Origin of the sequence: Planktothrix sp. FACHB-1365 (assembly GCF_014697575.1) — a bacterium.
GTDB lineage: Bacteria > Cyanobacteriota > Cyanobacteriia > Cyanobacteriales > Microcoleaceae > Planktothrix.
Genome location: NZ_JACJSC010000039.1, coordinates 19725 through 39057, shown reverse-complemented (window position 1 = coordinate 39057; position 19333 = coordinate 19725). Strand labels below are relative to the sequence as shown.

Below are 19333 nucleotides of genomic sequence, written 5' to 3'. Positions count from 1 at the left end.
AAACTCAGCCGAAAATATAGGTTATACTAAAAAAATAACAGCCTTAATCCAGATCAATTCTATGGTTGATATCACTGTTGCTATTCCCACCTATAATGGAGCGGCCCGCTTACCTGCGGTTTTAGAGAAATTGCGATCGCAAACTGGAACAGAACAGATAAACTGGGAAATTCTAATTATTGATAATAATAGCACTGATAATACAGCAGAATTGATTAAAAATTATCAAAAAGAAAGGCAGATAACTGTTCCTTTAAAATATTGTTTAGAAACAAAAAAGGGAGTTGCTTTTGCCCGAAAACGAGCAATAAAAGAATCTCAAGCTCCTCTAATTGCTTTTTTAGATGATGATAATTTACCGGCATTAGATTGGGTAGAAAAAGCTTATCAATTTGCTCAAGAATATCCACAAGCAGGAGTTTATGCTAGTCACGTTGATGGGAGTTATGAAATCGAACCTCCCAAAAATTTTGAGCGAATAGCAGGCTTTTTGGGGATAACTCAACGCGGAGATAAACCTTATTTTTATGATCCTAAAAAGAAAGTATTACCGCCGGGATTGGCATTAGTTGTTCGTAAACAAGCTTGGTGTGAAAGTGTTCCCGAAGAAACATTTTTAACGGGTCCTTTGGGAGATAATCGGTTAGCGAGTGAAGATATTGAAGCGATACTATATATTCAAAAAAAAGGATGGGAAATTTGGTATAGTCCAATGTTAAAAACCTATCATCAAATTCCGGCTTATCGTTTAGAACGAAATTATTTGATTAATATAAGTCGTAATACGGGGTTAGCACGACATTATATTCGGATGTTACGGTTAAAACCTTGGCAACGACCCTTATTATGTCCATTGGGGTTAGTGAATGATATTAGAAAAGCGATCGCTTACTATTTAAAACATCGAAAAGCCTTAAAAACCGATGTGGTCGCAGCTTGTGAAATGGAGTTTTTAAGAAGTAGTGTGATCAGTCCTTTTTATTTATGGCAGTGGAAACAGCGAGATTAACCGAAAATTATTAATTTTTCTAGTAATAAAATAGGATCAACTCATTCTAAAGAAGACTTACGAACTATGATCGATTTTACCGTTGTTATTCCCACCTATAATGGTGCTAGTCGTGTTCCCGATGTTTTAGAAAAATTGCGATCGCAAAAGGGAACAGAAAATATCACTTGGGAAATTATTGTTGTTGATAATAATAGCAGTGATCAAACAGCTAATGTTATTCAGGATATGATAGCTTCTTGGCAGGAAGAGTTTCCGTTACTGTATGTGCTTGAAACCCAGCAAGGTGCCGCCTTTGCAAGACAACGGGGACTAGAGGAAGCTCAGGGGGAGTTAATTGGGTTTCTGGATGATGATAACTGGCCGGATGAAAATTGGGTAGCCCAAGCATATCAGTTTGCACAGGTTTATCCCCAAGCGGGTGCTTATGGCGGACAAATTCATGGGGTTTATGAAGTTCCACCCCCAGAAAATTTTAAGGCAATTGAGGGATTTTTAGCTATTCGAGAACGGGGGCCAGAACCGAACCGTTATCAACCACAGGTGTTAAGCTTACCTCCAGGAGCAGCAATGGTGGTTAGAAAGCAGGTGTGGAGTGAAGTTGTACCCCAGCAACCTCAAATGAGTGGGAAGTTGCCAGGGGGAAAAATGGTGCAAGGGGATGATTGGGAACCGTTGATGTATTTATATAAAGCGGGTTGGGAAATTTGGTATAATCCATCCATGCACACTTACCATCAGATTCCGGCTTGGCGACTCAAACGGGATTATTTGTTATCTTTGATTCAGGGGTCATGTTTATCTTTTTGTCCCTTACGAATGATCGGAGCTAACTTCTATGAAAAGCCTATTATTTTGGTGCGAACTTTATTCGGAAATAGTTACAATGCAATTCGACATTATTTAAAATATCAAGGTCAGCTTAAAAGTAATTTAATTGCTGAGTGTGAAATGGAGATTTATTTAAGTCGAATTAGAAGTTTTTTTTATTGGATGAGGCTAACTTTATACCCTTAATTATCATTATCTACCGATGGTCAGTATTTCTATCATAATTCCTGTTCATAATCGAAAATCATTAACCCAAAATATCCTAGCTCAACTACACCAACAAACTTTGGGCATAGATTTAGCTAAAATAACAATTATAGTGGTTGATGATGGTTCAACAGATGGCACTTTAGAAATGATTCGCCATGAATTTACACAGGTACAGTTACTAATAGGGGATGGTTCTTTGTGGTGGGGAGGAGCGATCACATTAGGAATGCAGTACAGTATTAATCAATTCAATGCTGATTATATTGTTTGGCTAAATGATGATTTATTGTTGACAGATAACTTTATTAAAAATTTAATTATATCCTGTGATATTTATTCAAATCAAAAAACAATTATTGGTGGATTAGTCAGAAATAAAAATCATCCTAATTGGTTGGTATATAGTGGTCATTTGAATAATTTTCCGATTCGAGATATTCATATTTTTAATCAACAAGAAGATATTTTAGTAGACTTCATTTTTGGCAATATTGCCATTATTCCTAAAAAAGTCGTCAATGCGATTGGTTTTCCTGATGCAGCATGGTTGCCTCAAAATGGGTGTGATCACGAATATATGTTACGAGCAAGTAAAGCAGGATTTAGAATTGTTGTAACTTCTAAATTACAAGCTTTTAATGATTTTAACTTGTCAGATTTAATTCGATATATGCCCTATTGGATGCAGTGGTATTTACAGAAAGATTGGTTGAAACGTTGGCAGATTTTTCAAGGTTTAACCCAGATAAAAACTGGTTATAATATTTGGGTTGTCCTGAGAATGCACTCAAAATTTAGGCATAAAAAAAACATTAAAATTTGGCATTATGTCTTAGCTTATATGAACAGAATTATCAGACTATTAATTCTTGATTTTCTGCCTAAAGATTATATTTATCATCGGATATTTAATTATTTAAAACAAGAACAATTACCCCAAGATATTATTCATCAAGTTTTAGAACTGCGTTTTTCAGGGATTCAGTTTGATATAACCGAGTAAGGTATTTGTGTTCAGAACAGTTTGAACATAGCTTAATAATTTTTCAGCATTTTTAGGTGAAAATAAGCTCATAATTGCTATTTTTAATACTATTTTTAGCATTACTTTACTTCTCAGTAAACTAGAATCATATTCTATAGCATTTCTCAAGAATTGCAGAGTTTTTAAAGCTGTTTTGCGGGATGGTTGAGCTTGTAAACTTTTGAAAGTTAGATATTTATAAGTATTAGCAAGACTAATAGATTTTAGAGGTTTAAAATCCTCTGGTACTTGATTAAAAGCTTGTTCAAGTACCTTTAACATTGCTGTTTCTTGTTTGACTAAGTTAGAAGAACTAGATTGATGAGATTGACGATAGAAAACTTGAGGTTGAGGAACAACAACAAAGGGATAACGGTGGGCTAATCTTAGCCATAAATCCCAATCTTCTGCGGGAGGAAGTTCCACATTAAAAACGCCCACGTCTTCTAATGCTTGTTTTCGGATTAAAGCATTAGAACCATTAGAAATAAAATCAGCTAAGAGTAAATTTTGATAAACATTTCCTGAAAAATTTGCACGAGTTCCTGGGTGTAAAAATTGATTCAATTCATCAATACAATTTGTCCAACTATAGGCAACAGCAGCCGTTGAATTATTTTTTAGCATATTGATTTGACTTTCAAGTTTATCAGGTGTCCATAAATCGTCAGCATCTAAAAAAGCAATATATTCACCTGTTGCTTTTTCAATTCCTCGATTACGACTCGCAGCTTGATTGGCATTAGCATAAGAAAAAACCTTTAAACGTGGGTCAGCAATCTTGTGAACTATCTCTAATGTTGAATCCGTTGAACCATCATTAATAACAATTAATTCAAAATCAGAAAAAGTTTGATTGCATACAGATTCAATCGTTTGTCGAATTGTTTTTTCTCCATTATATACTGGAATAACCACAGAAATTGATCCCATATTAACTAACCTCTAATGTATATCAGGATCACGCCCGTACATTACCGATTTAGCCTCCAACATAGTTCTAAAATACTGCCAGCCTAAATCACTCCCCCCAAGCCTCCCGTGTACGGCAGGTTTGGGGGGTACGGGACAATTTGCAATTTTTGATCATTCCTGAAACATTCAAATCTTCCAAAACTATTGTTTGATTCTCACGAATAATCTTAGTTGACAGTTTATGAAAGAAATCGTTAGTGTCTTTTGTTGGGTGGTTGGGTAAATTCTGTAACGATATCTTGATTTCATTGTTTTTTTTGTTCACCTTATGGCATGATATCACAATCAGACGCTAACGGACAACCTAATAAAAAGCCTAACTAGAAGTTAGGGGTTTTAAACCCATTTTTCTGATAACCCAAGGAGAATCAAGTTATGAAAAGCTCATCCATACGTCCTGTTTTTCTTGTAGGGTGTCCACGTTCAGGTACAACTCTTTTACAAAGCTTATTAGCAGCAAACCCTAAAATTGCTTCTTTCCCTGAAACAAAATTTTTTCAATTTCTCATGCCTGCAAAAACATCTCGTAGGCAAAAATTGGGTTTAATCGCTCGTGAGTTAAAACCCTGGCTCTACAAATTTTTTAGAGAAGATATGAACCTTCCTGAAGTTGTCCAACTTCTTCCTAAAATCCCTTTAAGGATATTATACACTCGTAAGTTTATCAAAATTTTAAATAATCTAGCCTGGGAACAAGGAGCAATAGTCTGGATAGAAAAAACCCCAGAACATATATATAACATAGAATATATCGAAAAAGTCTTACCCAACGCAAAAATTATTCATTTAATCAGAAATGGCTCAGATGTCGTTGCTTCATTATATGAAGTATCCCATAAATATCCTAAATGGTGGGGAGGAGGGTTAAATATCGATCAGTGTATCCAGCGTTGGGTAGAAGCTGTAGAAATTAGTCAAATTTATTTATCCAAGCAGAATCATATTTGTGTTAAATATGAAAACTTAGTCAATGACACAATCGTTGTACTTGAAAAACTTTGTGATTTTATTGATGTGGAATTTGATGATAAAATGCTACTGGATTATAGCATAGTAGCTAAAAAATTAAGCATGGAAGAGGCAGGAAGAACAGTGATTAGTCAAGAAATTCGACAAACTACATCAACCAAGTTCTATGAATTATTTGATGCTGATCAACAGCACTATATCTTAAGTCGCTTGTCTGCGGTTAACTTAGACACAATTGAGACAATCTAACAGTGTACTTTTACATCTTAAATGGGTCAGATATACGGAAATCCGAATCAACCTTTGGGGGGTCATCCATCCCTAGTAAAGGAACCGCGATCGCACACAATCTAAAAATACAACCCTAATTTTATAGATAACCTCACATCACTATGACCGTACTTGAACAGGGAACGATTACCATCCATACCGAGAACATCTTCCCGATTATCAAAAAATCCCTCTACACCGACCATGAAGTCTTCCTGCGGGAACTCGTTTCTAACGCCGTTGACGCCATCGCTAAACTGAAAATGGTGTCCCGGTCTGGGGAATACTCCGGGGATATTGGCGAACCTGAAATCACCATTACCGTCGATAAAGATAATAAAACCCTCTCCGTGACCGATAATGGCATCGGGATGACCGCCGACGAGGTGAAAAAATATATTAACCAAGTCGCCTTTTCCAGCGCCGAAGAATTTGTCGAAAAATATAAAGCCAATTCCGACCAATCTATCATCGGTCATTTTGGCTTAGGGTTCTACTCTTCCTTCATGGTCGCCCGTCAAGTCGAAATTGATACCCTCTCCTACCAAGACGGAGCCCAAGCGGTGCACTGGAGGTGCGATGGTTCTCCGGTGTTTCAACTCGAAGACTCTGGCCGCATTCAACGGGGAACCACCATCACCCTAACGTTGATGGATGAAGAAACCGAATATTTAGAAACATCCCGCATTCGTCAATTAATTAAAACCTATTGTGATTTTATGCCCGTCCCCATTAAATTGGAGGGCGAAACCATTAACCGTCAAAAAGCACCTTGGCGGGAATCTCCTAATAATTTAACCCAAGAAGATTATTTAGAACTTTATCGCTATCTTTATCCCTTCCAAGAAGAACCCTTACTGTGGGTACATCTGAATACGGACTATCCTTTTATTGTCAATGGGATTCTTTATTTTCCTAAACTCAAACCGGATGTTGATGTTACCCAAGGCAATATTAAACTCTTCTGTAATCAAGTCTTTGTTAGTGACCACTGTGAAGATATTATCCCCAAATTCTTAATGCCTTTACGGGGGGTAATTGATAGTACCGATATTCCCCTTAATATTTCCCGTAGTGCCCTACAAACGAACCGCACTGTCCGCAAAATTGCTGACTATGTAGCGAAAAAAGTTGCAGACCGTCTCAAAGAATTGTATCGGGATAACCGCAAAGAATATATTCGCTGTTGGCAAGATATCGGGACTTTTGTTAAGTTTGGTTCCCTCAACGATGATAAGTTTAAAAAACAAGTTGAGGATATTCTGATTTACCGGACAACCTACACTCCAGAAACTCCCAACACCGAAGAAAAAGCTGTTGAAGTACAGGTACAAACGGAAGCCGGAGATGTTTGGCAGGATGTCGCCTCCCAAACCCCTGAAAATACCGATGAAAAAGGACGTTATTACACCACCTTAAGCGAGTATCTTGAACGTAATAAACAACGCCATGAAAACCGGGTGTTTTATTGTACTGATGAAACCACTCAAGCCACCTATATCCAGTTACACACTAGCCAAGGGTTAGAAGTTCTGTTCTTAGATTCCTTTATTGATAGTCATTTTATTAGTTTCTTAGAACGGGAACATACGGATGTTAAATTCTCACGGGTGGATGCGGAACTGGATGACAATTTAATTGATAAGGATAACAACAGCGAAATTGTTGACCCCAAAACCAATAAAACCCGCAGCGAAGAAATTAAAGATTTATTTACCGCAGCCTTAAATAAACCGAAATTAACGATTCGGACTGAATCTTTAAAATCGGAAAATACACCCCCCGCAATGGTGTTATTACCGGAATTTATGCGACGGTTACAGGATATGACCGCCTTAATTCAACAACAAAAAGCGGAATTTCCCGAAGAACATATTCTGTTAATTAATACCGCCCATCCGTTGATTCAAAATTTAGTTAATTTGAGTCAAGGAGCAATTATTCAAGAGGGTGGCGAGTCTCCTTCGGCGGAATTAGCTAAAATGATTTGTCATCATGTCTATGACTTAGCGTTAATTGCTCAAAAAGGCTTTGATGGGGAGGGGATGAAGGACTTTGTAGAACGTTCTAACCAAGTGTTGACGCGGTTAACGTCTAATTAAGATAACAGTAAAAACCCTGATTATATCTTCGGATAGATCCCCCTAAATCCCTTAAAAAGGGGGACTTTGAGACGAAAAATTGCCCCTAAATCCCTTTTGGATAGATCCCCCTAAATCCCCCTTAAAAAGGGGGACTTTGAGACGAAAAATTGCCCCTAAATCCCTTTTGGATAGATCCCCCTAAATCCCCCTTAAAAAGGGGGACTTTGAGGTTAAAAATTGTGCCCAAATCCCCCTTAAAAAGGGAAACTTTAAGATGATAGATTGTCCTTGTAGGGACTGTAGAATCCGGTTCCCCCCTTCCCAAGGGGGGTTAGGGGGGATCTAAAACTCAAGGTAAAATCAAAGGACTTTTCAGCCGACGAGTTGATAGGGACGAAAACTCTGTATAATAAAGGTTTGGACTTTTGAGAAAATACTAAACTGGAGTTAATTATGTCTCGGATTTGTCAGTTAACGGGAAAGAGAGCCAATAACGGAATGGCTGTGTCTCACTCCCACCGTCGTACCCACAAGTTACAAGAAGCGAATTTACAATGGAAGCGGATTTGGTGGCCCCAAGGCAAACGCTGGGTTAGATTGAAACTATCTACAAAAGCAATTAAAACCATTGAACTCAAAGGGTTACAAGCAATGGCCAAGAAAGCCGGAATTGATTTGAATAAATTTTAACTCAGGCAAAATAGCAATGATTTCCTTACCCCCCCCGCAACAACTGGGGGGTTATTTTTGCAATGTCTTAATTTTTGGCTTCTGCGATCGCTTTTCCTAATTCTTTGGGTATTCTAAAAAATAGAGGAGAGTCCCTCCAGGGGTCTTTGATGATGGGGAGTGTGATAACAAACACAACAAATCAGTGATAATTTACAGTCCCAATCAAGCTAAAAGCGTTATTTTATAAAAGGGTGAGCATCTGGAGAACGTGGCAATCGGTAAGATTTCAACCAAACTGAACTCTAAAAAACCCGTATTTTTACCAAGGTGATTTTAGGGGGAGGAATGCTACAACTAAAGATAGGGAGTTTTTCTCGTCTTAATAAATTTTAATCTGTTTATAAATCGACTTAAATTTGAGTTTGAGGCATATTGTCTCAACTCCCACAGGTAACTGTGAACTTTTAAGAATCCTTTATTAGCCAGCACAACCATTCCAACAAAAGGTTAGGTAGGCATCTATGTCAAAGCGTCACAACAACAAATTCCATAATCCGATTCTCTCTGTGTTCAGTGCGATCCGGATCGCTGTCAAACGAATGACACGAGGGGCTATGCGATCGCTTCTGCGAGGTTGGATTAGGATCAACCGTCATGACCGTTATGGTCGGGCAGGGTTTGTGTTGCCAACGGTGACAATGGTGTTGTTGGTAGTGGTGTTATTAACTATAACCATTATGTTCCGGTCAATGGATCGGGCTAAAATGGCTCAATATCGGCGGGTAGATGAACAAGTTCTACAAGCAGCAACCCCAGCATTGGATCGGGCTAGAGAGAAAATCAAATATTTGTTATCAGGAAACGATAAATCCTTACCTAGAGAAACACCATCTGATAATGAGTTAAATCGGGCTTTAAATGATGATTTTTATAATTTAGGTGATGAGCAACGCTTGCAAATTCAGTATGACGTTGATGGGGTCGCTGGAATAACTGTCAAGAATGGCACGAATTTCAAACCACTAGAAGATCAAGACGCTATTCAAACCGCTTGGCGATTTCCAGTAGATACAAATAATGATGGAAAATTTGATAGTTTTACCTACTATGGGATCTTCTTTCGCAAACCTGGAACCGATAGAACTAGAAACCCTTTAGATGCCCGAACCCCGCCCATGACTCTAAGTTCTGATGTGAGCCTGGAATGTCAAGCAATTCTTTCCTCTGGAGGAACAAGCACTTTAGTAGATGATTCCGGCTGGTCAAGAACAGATGGGAACCTAAAAAAAGCTTTTTTTGTTTATACAACAACTGTACCAATTACTGAAGCAGATATTAACGGTTCTAACCTGATTAAAAATAGTCAAAATGAACTGGTTTTTCCCGCGAATAAATATCTTCAATTTCAAGGGACTCCTAGCTTTTCAGCTTTAGAATATCAAGTTGATGTTTCACGGGTTCCCCTAACTAATAATGCCGTTGTTTATGAAGATGATTTAATTATTACTCCTGGGTCTGGATTTAACTTAAACGGGCGGATTTTTACCAACAGCAATTTAATCGCTTCTCCGTTTGTTAACGACGACTTTAAATTATATCAAGTTAGTGGAATTAACTCTTGTTTTTATAGAGAAGAAAATGGCAAGGTGATTGTGGCAGGTAACGTTATAAACGGCATGACGGATCAAGTCAATTCAAAATCTGTACAGGTGCATTTGTACCAAGGAGCCGGAACTAACCCAACCGCGACTCAAAAAATTACAACGGCTAATCAATCGATCAACACTGCTGTCTACGGTGCAATGTATGATGATGCTGCTTATAAAGCTCGCCTCAGTGCTTTGATTGATGATTTGAGGGCAACTACAGGAGATAAAGAAATTTTGGCAACTAATATGCCTCCTTCAATTGAAGCCATTGTTCAAAAGCGTCTAACAGAAGATTCAACACTAAAACCTGATACAGTCCGCGAAGAAGAACTAAGGGCTTATTTCAAAGCTCGTATTCGGAAAGTGACACAAGCAGATAATAAAACGATTCCGGCTAAAGGTGCAGTGGTAACAGGATTAGGAACAGAAGGTTTAAGACCCGCCACAGATACTTGGATGTTGCCGACTAACGCAGCCGGAACAGGAAGTACCTCTGGTGTGACGTTTCTTTCTGGTCAACTCCAGCAAACCGAACCGGAGACTCAGAAGACAAATGGAAAAGAAAACTATTTGGGCGATCGCGTCATCGCGGGGAATAACTTACCTGCCCTTAAGTACGATTCAACTATCAATCCCCCTTGGAAAACGGCAGGAAACCTCCCTGTTGGTACGGAAAAATGGACTGACCCGAATACGGTGGCTCGAACTCGCAGCACCCAAGTTAAAGCTTTACCCAACTTAGGAGATACCAAACGAGACGGTTATTGGGAAAAAGCCGCAGCCCAAAAACCCAAAGCTCCACTAGATTCTATTGGCGGGTTACGAGTGATCACGGGTGCAGGAGTGTATGAACCGAGAAACTCATTTTTACCACGACCCCGATGGGCTTCAACTGTTGATACCTATGATGATCCTGCCACATCAGCAACGGAAACTTTTCCCATTGTCTGGCCCGATACCATGCCCATGTCTCCGGTGACGGGTGTAACTGGAGTTAAAGTTTATGACAATAGTGGATCTGACAGTTGGGTTGCTTTACCGACCACTTTACCTGCGGCTAAAACTCCAACGATTGATCCCAATACTCCCCAATATGCTAAAGGGGATCTACGAATGCGGGCATCAGTGGTTTATCACTATTCCTCAGATGCCTTTGATCCTCCCACCGATACCGATCAACAACCGATTGCTTGTGTTAGTAGTTACTATGATCCAACAAATCGAATCACAGCTAAAAATAGCATTGACGTTGACGGGGGATTCGGAAAAGATACTACCAATGGTAAATCTAATAACGGTGTAGCCTACCCCAAACCGACAACAGCCCGACCGACTTCTGCCTCTTACAGTTCTACAACAGGACTCTATACCGTCTCTGGTGGGGCTGCTGAACTGGGAACCCAAGCTAACTATGTTTTCCCGGATGGTCGATTTGCCAATCCAGCTTTGAGAGATGCTTTACAAACCCTGGTAGACGGAGATGATCTGACCTTAGCGAATCAAGCCGCTATTGATAGCACCCTTTGTTCTTTGGATATTCTCAGCGGCAGCATTACCCCATCTGACACGGTAATTCCTCATAGAGCGATTCGGGAAGTCACGCTTTTAAATGCCAGAGAAGTCAAAGCCAATGAACCGGATGATACCAGCACAACTGTTGACGAAACCTTTACCCTCAGCAGCCCTCCTACCCAGAAAGCGCAGTTAAACGCCCGCGCTACTCTTCCCCTAGAAGAACGGATGCCCCAGGAAGTTCGCCTGACTCGAATTGATCTAGGAGCTTTGCGAAATCAAGAGATTACCCAAGGTGTAACTACAGGGCCAAAAACCAGTGGGGATAAAGAATACCTGTTGCCTTTTAGTGGGATTATCTACGCAAGTCGGGATGATGCACTACCTGATTTGAGTAAACAACCCGACACCCTCGATACCCCGGCTGATCTTGAAGAAAGTGCGGCGGACTTAAAATTAGATCCGACTCGTCGCCCGAATGGGATTCTTCTGGCTAATGGTGCTGTCTTAAAGCGTCCGTTGCCTGCATCTCCTACAGTGCAAGAGGTAGTTCAAGACAAAGGACTTACTTTAGTCTCTAACCTGCCTGTTTATGTTCAAGGGAATTTTAATAAACATACCCAACAGGAATTTACAGGGACTTTTAGTTGGACTTTTGCCGATTACTATGGCCGTCCAGCCAGTGCCCTCAATCCTAACTTTGCTTGTCATGCTAATGATCCAAGAATTCAAGCTGGGTCGTTCAAGTGTGATACCGGAGACGATTGGCGTCCCGCTAACGTCCTAGCCGATGCTATTACCCTGCTGTCTGATAACTTCCGGTTTGGCTATCGAGATGAAGGGGATTTTGACCTCAGAAATAATGCGGGTAGCCCCATTATCAAAGGTTATGACTTAAACGGGGATGGCATCATTAGTGCTACTGCTGGTTATGACTTAAACGGGGATGGCATCATTAGTGCTACTGCTGGTTATGATTTCAACCGCAATGGCAAAATTGACGACACCGATCCGACAGTTGATGAAGCAACCTATAACCTTGATTTAAATAAAGATGAAGACAAAACCGATACGGAACTCAAGGAAACAGATGTTTTATTCATGGGCAGAATTGGTCATGATTTGAATGGAAATGGCACTATTAGTGCATTAGATCCCGCAGGAGATGAAACAAAATATGGCTTCGACTTGAATGGTGATGGACACAAAACTGATACGGCAGTCAAGGAAACAGAAGTTAACTTTGTGATGAAGTATGATGAAACAAAATATAATTTTGACTTCAATGGTGATGGGGACAAAACTGATACGGCAATCCTGGAAACAGATGCTGACTTCAAATTCATAGCAACAAAAGTCGCAGAAACTCTATTTCTACCAGCAGCATTTGATGAAACAAAATATGGCATTGACTTGAATGGTGATGGAGACAAAACTGATACGGCAGTCCTGGAAACAGATATTGCCATTACTGCTAAAATGGCACGTCAGTTAAATGGCTTTTTGAATAATGACTATGCCATTAATGGTTTAAGTAGTGGAGGTACAGGACGATTTGATATTGATAGTGATGGAACAATCGCTGCTACTGAAGCTACCCCTACCGATGAGAATTACCGTTCAACTACAGGAACAATTCTGAATAGTTCCTACTTCAATAACTTTGTTACTCCGGTTCAGCGACGACTTGATACTGAGAAGAATTCTACGACTGGTGCACCCAAGCCTAATACTAATGATCCGAAGGAGTTTCTGACCGAAATTTGTTTGAAACTTCCTGTGTCTGCTTGTGGGACTGGTGATTGGTCTGTTATTGCTTTCGGTGGTAGCGTGATCCCAACCCGAAATCTTGACAATACTGTTGTACCCGTAGCTTCTCTGTTATCAGGCACAACCGCAACTCCACCTGCTGTACAGTATCAACGTTTTCCTCGCCGTGTTGCCTTTCAACGGAATCCCAGCAATCAACTGATTTTGAATAGTAATCTACCAACACCTTTGGGAGTTACTGCTGCTGGAGACATTACTAACGTTTTTGCTAATATTAGAAACAATCAAAACAACACTCTTTGGTTCCAAACTCGTAATGGAGCTAACCGAAATACCAACGGTGCTAATCCCCTCTGGTATTATAATCCAACCGCACCTAACACTTCCGTCTCTACCTTCGCGGGCTTAGAGAATACACAACCCCTCTTAGTGCCGATCTTGCAAATCCATGCTACTAACTCGACAACTATATCTACAGCTACAGAGACAACTGCAGCAAAGATATTCCCTGTAGGTGATGAGGTTAAAGCAAGTAGTCGGTGGGTGATTCAGGCTGCAACGACGGAGTTTAACTTAGTGATGGCGACGGGAGATATCCCAGCACGCCCTGTAGACAACAATGGCGGTTTACAAAACTTACCGCGCTTCTTGGAAAACTGGCAATTTTCAGAAGAGCAAACGGCGACTATCGCGGGTGCTTTTATTCAGACCAATCGTAGTTCCTACGCTTCCGCTCCCTACTACAGCGTCGTGGATAATAACGCAACCTATCCCTACGCTAAACGTCCACCCGGAATGTTTGGGAATTCAGGTGACTATGCCAGCAAATACAGAAATTTTGCAGCGAGTGGTAAGATTGGCTACTTCTTACCCCCGAAACGGGAATGGGGTTTTGATGTGGGTCTGTTATCTCAACCACCGGATTTATTTGCCCAGAAATTCTCTTTAACGGATGACACGCTTGAACCGGATGAATATTTCCGAGAAGTCAGTCGGGATGATGAGTGGGTTACAGCGTTGTTGTGTTCTAAAGTCGCACCGTTACCAACCGCTACCTCTGGAACGATCTCCACAACTAAAGCAATACCGAGTCAAGTCTGCGATGCTAAATATGGTGGTCAAGTTTTATAGGAGGAAAAAGTCATGTTTTTAAAGCAACACCCACTCAATCAACACTTACCTTCTCAAGCAGGATATACCCTCCTTGAGGGACTAATGGCGGTTGTTGTTGTATCGGTCATGTTGTTAGCTATTGGCCCTGTGATTGCCTTCTCTGTGGGAACTCGTGTACAAGCTAAACGAGTAGAACTGGCAACTCAAGCGGCAAAAAGCTACATTGATAAAATTAAAAGTGGTGAAATTGAAATTGATAATCCGGCTCTTCCTTTTAAGACGGATAAATCATCCTGGCTTACTACCAGCCCTCCAGCAAATGCAAGTTTAAAGTGTGATGCGCCAACATCAGCAACTGCTGACCAAATCCTGATACCTTGTACAACTCCATCTGACTTATATTGCATGGATGTTGATGGTGGAGGCTGTGATAGTTCTACTCCTAGCATTACAGATATGGTAGTTCAAGGAATTATCTACGACCCGACGGCTGCTTCAACTATTGCAACAACTAAGAGCTATCAACTAGCAGTTCGAGTTTATCGGGCTAACTCTTTTGGCGCAGGTATTACCCTTAAAACACCAACTGCTGATAATCCTCTAAAATCAAATAGCTTAGTCACAAATGCCGTTGGCGATCGCACACAACCTTTAGTGGTGATGATGACTGATGTTTCCTCATCAGATGCCAACTTCCAAAATTTAAAAGAGCGAATTCCCTAATGTTAGTTGACTATTCAATTAATTCTAAAATATTTTCAACCATAAGGAGCCGAGACTATGATTAACATTCTAAATGTATTACTTAAACATCGAATCAGGTCAAGTCCGGCAAAATTTGATCAAAACTATCAAGTCAAAGGCATGACAATGATTGAACTCCTAGTGGGTACAGTTATTGCTTTTATTGTAATCACGCCATTAATGGGAATGGTCATTGGTCTATTAAACGATGATCAACGAGAAAGTGCCAAAGCAAACACCGAAGAAGAAATCCAATCTGCATTAGATTATATTGCAGAGGATACCAGTCAAGCTCTCTATATTTACACGAACACAACATCAACTGATCCAACATTAAATATGCAGATTGATAGCCTTAAAAGCAACAACTTTTTACCGACTACAGGAACCCCTATTCTGGTGTTTTGGAAACGAAAAATAATAGAAAATTCTGTTCCTGTAGATACAACTACACAGCCTAAAGATTGTACAGCAACTACCTGTAATGATACTTACGTTTTATCATTAGTGAGTTATCACTTACTTCCAGAAACAGATAAAACATCAATTTGGTGTCAACCTTCAGGAACAACTTGTCCTAGTCGAATAGTTCGGTATGAAATTTCTGATGGGTTAAAGAAATCTGATGGAACTTACTACAAAAAGGCTGAACTTACAACTGAACTTCAGGAATACGCCGAAGAAAATATTACAGATTATAATAAGAGTTTTAGTCTATCTAAACCCTTGGCAAATGTGACTAATAAAGCTAATTTCCCGGCAAATCAGGTGTTAGTTAACTACATTGAAAAATTTGAACTAGATCCTAGCTCAACAAATGACTTAGCTAAATTAACGATTCAAGGAAATGCACTCAGACGTAATGATGCCAAGGCAGATTGTACCACTAATCCTGACTCACCCTATTGTCCCAAATCATCTGTTCAATTGCGAGGATTAAGTGGTCTTGGTGCAAATTAGAAATAACTCAAAAATTATTAAATAATCAAAAAGGATTAATTATGAAAAATCAACAAATATTCAATAAGCTGTTAATAAAGGGGTTAAAAAAAAATCCCGTTAAATCTGATCAGGGATTTAGTCTGATTGAATTATTAGTTGTGGTTTTAATAATTGGTGTTTTGAGTGCGATCGCAGCCCCTAGTTGGGAAGCATTCACAACTGGACAACGGCTTAAAACTGTTAATAATCAGGTATTTCAAGCGATTAAAACGGCTCAAGCTGAAGCTAAACGCAAAAAAGGTGATGTTACTCTAACATTTGATAAAACAGTTGATCCACCAACCGTTAGTTATGAGGGTAATGTACAGAAGCTCAATGTTTCTGGTGAAATTAAAGCAGGAACAATTAAACTTGTTACAGGTGCAGGAGATACAACAGTTGCTACAGATTCAGAGATTATTTTTGATTATCGAGGAAGTATTAAATCTGGTCAAACACTTCCCTTCACAGCAACAGTCTCTCTCCCAGATGAGAAAGGTAAACGCTGTGTTATTGTGGAAAGTCTACTCGGAGGAACGAGGATAGGAGCAGGAGACTATAACAGTTCTACTAATAAAACAGGTTGTCGAGTTCCATCTTAAAGTTTTTTGATCAGCGATCGCATTCCTTAACTCCGTAATCTCACTAATTGACTAACCTTTCAACTGCTAAAATTATTCCTCAAAAAATCCGTAATTTTCACCTATTCAAAACCCCTGATTTCTCCGAAACTAATAGTTAAGTTCGTTCAAAAAACATAACTATTTAGTTGAAATCAGGTGTGCTGCAATGATTAATCCCAAAAAAACCGGCGATCGCTCCTTAACCTGCTCCAATAGCGGATTTACCCTACTAGAAAACCTCATTATTGTATCCATGATGGGTATTTTGAGTGCCATTGCAGCCCCTAGTTGGTTAGGATTCATCAACCATTATCGCCTCACCACTTCCATTGATCGAATTTATTGGGCGATGCAAACCACCCGTGAAGAAGCCAAACGCAGCAAAGAAATCTGGCAAATTAGCTTTAGAGATCAAAATAATACGGTTCAATGGGCGATTCATCGTCGAGACGATACCCCCACAGAACCCCAATGGATTATTCTAGATCAAGGCGTTCAAATTGACCCTACAGAAACAACTCTTTATCAAAATCAAACTACCAAAATTTGGAGAATGCAATTTGACCATAAAGGTCGTGCCAATGGTCAGTTAGGACGGGTAACATTATCTCTGCGAAATAGTAGTCCAGCTAAACGTTGTGTGTTTGTATCGACTTTATTAGGAACATTAAGAAAAGCTCAAAACAATCCTAAACCCAAAGAGGGAAAATATTGCTATTGAAAAAATTGATGATTTACAGGATTTTCCTCGTTACTCTCACCGCGAAAATGGGTAGGGGCGACGCGCGCGTCGCCCCTACAAAGATTATCGGAAAACTTTCCTAACCCTTTAACGGTTCGTGGTAAGTGGTCAGAATTGCGATCGCTTCATCCCGCTTCATGCGCTGAATTTCGGCCATTAGCTCAATAACCTGATTTGATCACCCAGCAGTCAACAGCCAACCCAAACCTTAAAATGTTCCAACAGTTGCAACCCGATATACTGAGAACCTGGTAACTTTTCTCTAGTCTCAAAAATTTCAACAACGAGACGCCATCCGTCATTACAAAGGATTAATATGTCAGACAGCGCGATTAACACCATTATTGCCCGTGAAATCCTTGACTCTCGCGGACGCCCCACCCTAGAAGCCGAAGTCTACCTCGATAACGGAGCCTATGGACTCGCCCAAGTTCCTAGCGGCGCCTCCACCGGAAGCTTTGAAGCCCATGAACTGCGGGATGGCGATAAAAGCCGTTATGGGGGTAAAGGCGTTCTCACAGCCGTTAAAAACGTCACTGAAATCATTGCCCCAGCCCTCAACGGAGTCAGTGCCCTGGAACAAACCATCATCGACCAAATCATGCTCGATCTTGATGGCACGCCTAACAAAAGCAACATTGGTGCCAATGCCATCCTGGGTGTTTCCCTAGCCGTTGCTAAAGCCGCCGCCGAAAGCGTCGGTTTACCCCTCTATCGTTACCTCGGTGGCCCCATTGCCAACGTTCTCCCCGTTCCCTTAATGAACGTGATCAACGGAGGTGCCCACGCCGCCAATAACGTTGATATTCAAGAATTTATGATCGTTCCCATCGGTGCGCCCACCTTTAAAGAAGCCCTGCGTTGGGGGGCGGAAGTTTTTGTCTCTCTAAGCGGAGTATTAAAAGAAAAAGGACTTTTAGGCGGCGTTGGAGATGAAGGGGGTTTTGCTCCTAACCTCGGTTCCAACCAAGAAGCTCTGGATATTCTCATCCAAGCCATTGAAATCGCCGGATACAAACCCGGTGAACAGGTCGCCCTCGCCTTGGATGTCGCCTCCAGTGAATTCTACAAAGACGGAACCTATACCTATGATGGTCAACCCCACAGTCCGGCCCAACTGATTGACTACCTGAGTGAATTAATTGGCAAATACCCGATTGTTTCCATTGAAGATGGTCTACAGGAAGATGACTGGGATAATTGGAAATCCCTCACCGAGAAAATAGGCGGTAAAGTGCAACTGGTGGGAGATGACTTATTTGTTACGAACCCGACTCGTTTGAAAACAGGTATTGAGCAGAAAGTCGCCAATTCTATTTTGGTAAAACTTAACCAAATTGGTTCTCTGTCCGAAACCTTAGCCGCCGTTGACTTAGCAACCCGTAATGGGTATACCTCGGTGATTAGTCATCGGTCTGGGGAAACCGAAGACACCACTATTTCAGACCTGGCCGTTGCGACCCGGGCGGGACAAATTAAAACAGGTTCTCTGTGTCGTAGTGAACGGATTGCTAAATATAACCGTTTATTACGCATAGAAGATGAACTCGGCCCCCAAGCGGTTTATGCTGGAGCCGTTGGCCTAGGCCCCCGTTTTTCTAATTGACATCCGCCCCCTCGTAGAACGAGGGGGATTCCATCTATCTTAACGTCGTGAGAGGACTCCCGCCACAGCGCAAGCTTGGCGGAGAGATGAATCACGACAAAATAAAAACATGAGTGGTAACGAATACGATTTAATTTTCTGGGGTTGTTTGTTGCTTAACATATTTTTTTAGCTGTTCAACCGTGACCCCACCGCAACTTGCAACAAAGTAAGAACCCGTCCAGAAATAAGGTTTGTTATAAAAATATTTAGATGCCAAACCAGGAAATTCCTTGCGAATTAGTCTGCTACTAACAGTTTTAAGATTGCCAATCAATGTTGATAGGGGTTGATCGGGTTTGTAATCGATCAGTAAGTGAATATGATCAGATTCTCCGTTAAACTCCAGTAATGTACAATCCCACTTTTTAAGGGTGTCAATAAATATTTCATGTAACCTTGTTAAGATTTCTCTACTAATTGCTTTCCTTCGGTATTTGACGACCAACACAACATGAGCGTTAAGTCGATAGACTGATCTAAAACCTTTGTGATACATGGTTGACACTC

15 protein-coding genes are annotated in these 19333 nt (G+C 40.4%); 12 read left to right on the top strand and 3 right to left on the bottom strand.

Going from position 1 to position 19333, the window contains the following annotated elements; all coding sequences use genetic code 11:
• Positions 1–61 precede the first annotated feature (61 nt).
• The 3 genes from hpsE (H6G57_RS25940) (at position 62) to H6G57_RS25930 (ending at position 3053) form a co-directional block, all read left to right on the top strand.
• A complete protein-coding gene (hpsE, locus tag H6G57_RS25940; RefSeq protein ID WP_190524034.1) occupies positions 62–1009 on the top strand; it encodes a hormogonium polysaccharide biosynthesis glycosyltransferase HpsE in 948 nt (315 codons plus the stop codon).
• A gap of 66 nt (positions 1010–1075) precedes the next feature.
• Entirely contained in the window at positions 1076–2026 is a 951-nt protein-coding gene (hpsE, locus tag H6G57_RS25935; RefSeq protein ID WP_190524031.1) for a hormogonium polysaccharide biosynthesis glycosyltransferase HpsE, read from the top strand.
• Between the two features lie 16 nt (positions 2027–2042).
• Entirely contained in the window at positions 2043–3053 is a 1011-nt protein-coding gene (locus H6G57_RS25930) for a glycosyltransferase family 2 protein (protein WP_190524029.1), read from the top strand.
• On the opposite strand, the gene H6G57_RS25925 is transcribed toward H6G57_RS25930, so the two are convergent.
• Together H6G57_RS25925 and H6G57_RS29820 are read right to left on the bottom strand one after the other, a co-directional pair.
• Complete coding sequence (locus H6G57_RS25925; protein WP_190524025.1) at positions 3024–4007, bottom strand: glycosyltransferase; 984 nt, start codon at positions 4005–4007, stop codon at positions 3024–3026. The genes H6G57_RS25930 and H6G57_RS25925 overlap by 30 nt on opposite strands.
• 183 nt (positions 4008–4190) lie before the next feature.
• Positions 4191–4298, bottom strand: a complete 108-nt coding sequence (locus H6G57_RS29820) for a helix-turn-helix domain-containing protein (protein ID WP_190524022.1) — start codon at positions 4296–4298, stop codon at positions 4191–4193.
• A gap of 126 nt (positions 4299–4424) precedes the next feature.
• Here H6G57_RS29820 and H6G57_RS25915 point away from each other — a divergent pair, with 126 nt between their 5' ends.
• From H6G57_RS25915 to eno, 9 genes are all read left to right on the top strand, one after another.
• Positions 4425–5267, top strand: coding sequence for a sulfotransferase (locus tag H6G57_RS25915; protein WP_190524019.1), 843 nt, complete (start codon positions 4425–4427; stop codon positions 5265–5267).
• 143 nt (positions 5268–5410) lie between these two features.
• Entirely contained in the window at positions 5411–7390 is a 1980-nt protein-coding gene (gene htpG, locus H6G57_RS25910) for a molecular chaperone HtpG (protein ID WP_190524016.1), read from the top strand.
• 435 nt (positions 7391–7825) lie between these two features.
• Positions 7826–8062, top strand: a complete 237-nt coding sequence (gene rpmB, locus H6G57_RS25905) for a 50S ribosomal protein L28 (RefSeq protein ID WP_072718535.1) — start codon at positions 7826–7828, stop codon at positions 8060–8062.
• Between the two features lie 503 nt (positions 8063–8565).
• Complete coding sequence (gene hpsA / locus H6G57_RS25900) at positions 8566–14106, top strand: hormogonium polysaccharide biosynthesis protein HpsA (protein ID WP_255528405.1); 5541 nt, start codon at positions 8566–8568, stop codon at positions 14104–14106.
• Positions 14107–14118: 12 nt separating this feature from the next.
• Positions 14119–14811, top strand: coding sequence for a hormogonium polysaccharide secretion pseudopilin HpsB (gene hpsB, locus H6G57_RS25895; protein ID WP_190524011.1), 693 nt, complete (start codon positions 14119–14121; stop codon positions 14809–14811).
• Between the two features lie 57 nt (positions 14812–14868).
• The gene (hpsC, locus tag H6G57_RS25890) at positions 14869–15792 is read left to right on the top strand and encodes a hormogonium polysaccharide secretion pseudopilin HpsC (RefSeq protein WP_190524008.1); all 924 of its coding nucleotides are present in this window, start codon (positions 14869–14871) and stop codon (positions 15790–15792) included.
• Between the two features lie 41 nt (positions 15793–15833).
• Positions 15834–16415: a Tfp pilus assembly protein FimT/FimU gene (locus H6G57_RS25885; RefSeq protein ID WP_190524005.1), complete on the top strand. Its 582-nt coding sequence runs from the start codon at positions 15834–15836 to the stop codon at positions 16413–16415.
• Between the two features lie 187 nt (positions 16416–16602).
• A complete protein-coding gene (locus H6G57_RS25880) occupies positions 16603–17157 on the top strand; it encodes a Tfp pilus assembly protein FimT/FimU (protein ID WP_190524002.1) in 555 nt (184 codons plus the stop codon).
• 337 nt (positions 17158–17494) lie between these two features.
• The gene (gene eno / locus H6G57_RS25875; protein ID WP_190523999.1) at positions 17495–18784 is read left to right on the top strand and encodes a phosphopyruvate hydratase; all 1290 of its coding nucleotides are present in this window, start codon (positions 17495–17497) and stop codon (positions 18782–18784) included.
• Between the two features lie 130 nt (positions 18785–18914).
• Here the strand turns inward: eno and tnpA are convergent, their stop codons facing one another.
• On the bottom strand, positions 18915–19322 hold the full coding sequence (gene tnpA, locus H6G57_RS25870) for an IS200/IS605 family transposase (RefSeq protein WP_190523996.1): 408 nt from the start codon (positions 19320–19322) through the stop codon (positions 18915–18917).
• Positions 19323–19333: the final 11 nt, after the last annotated feature.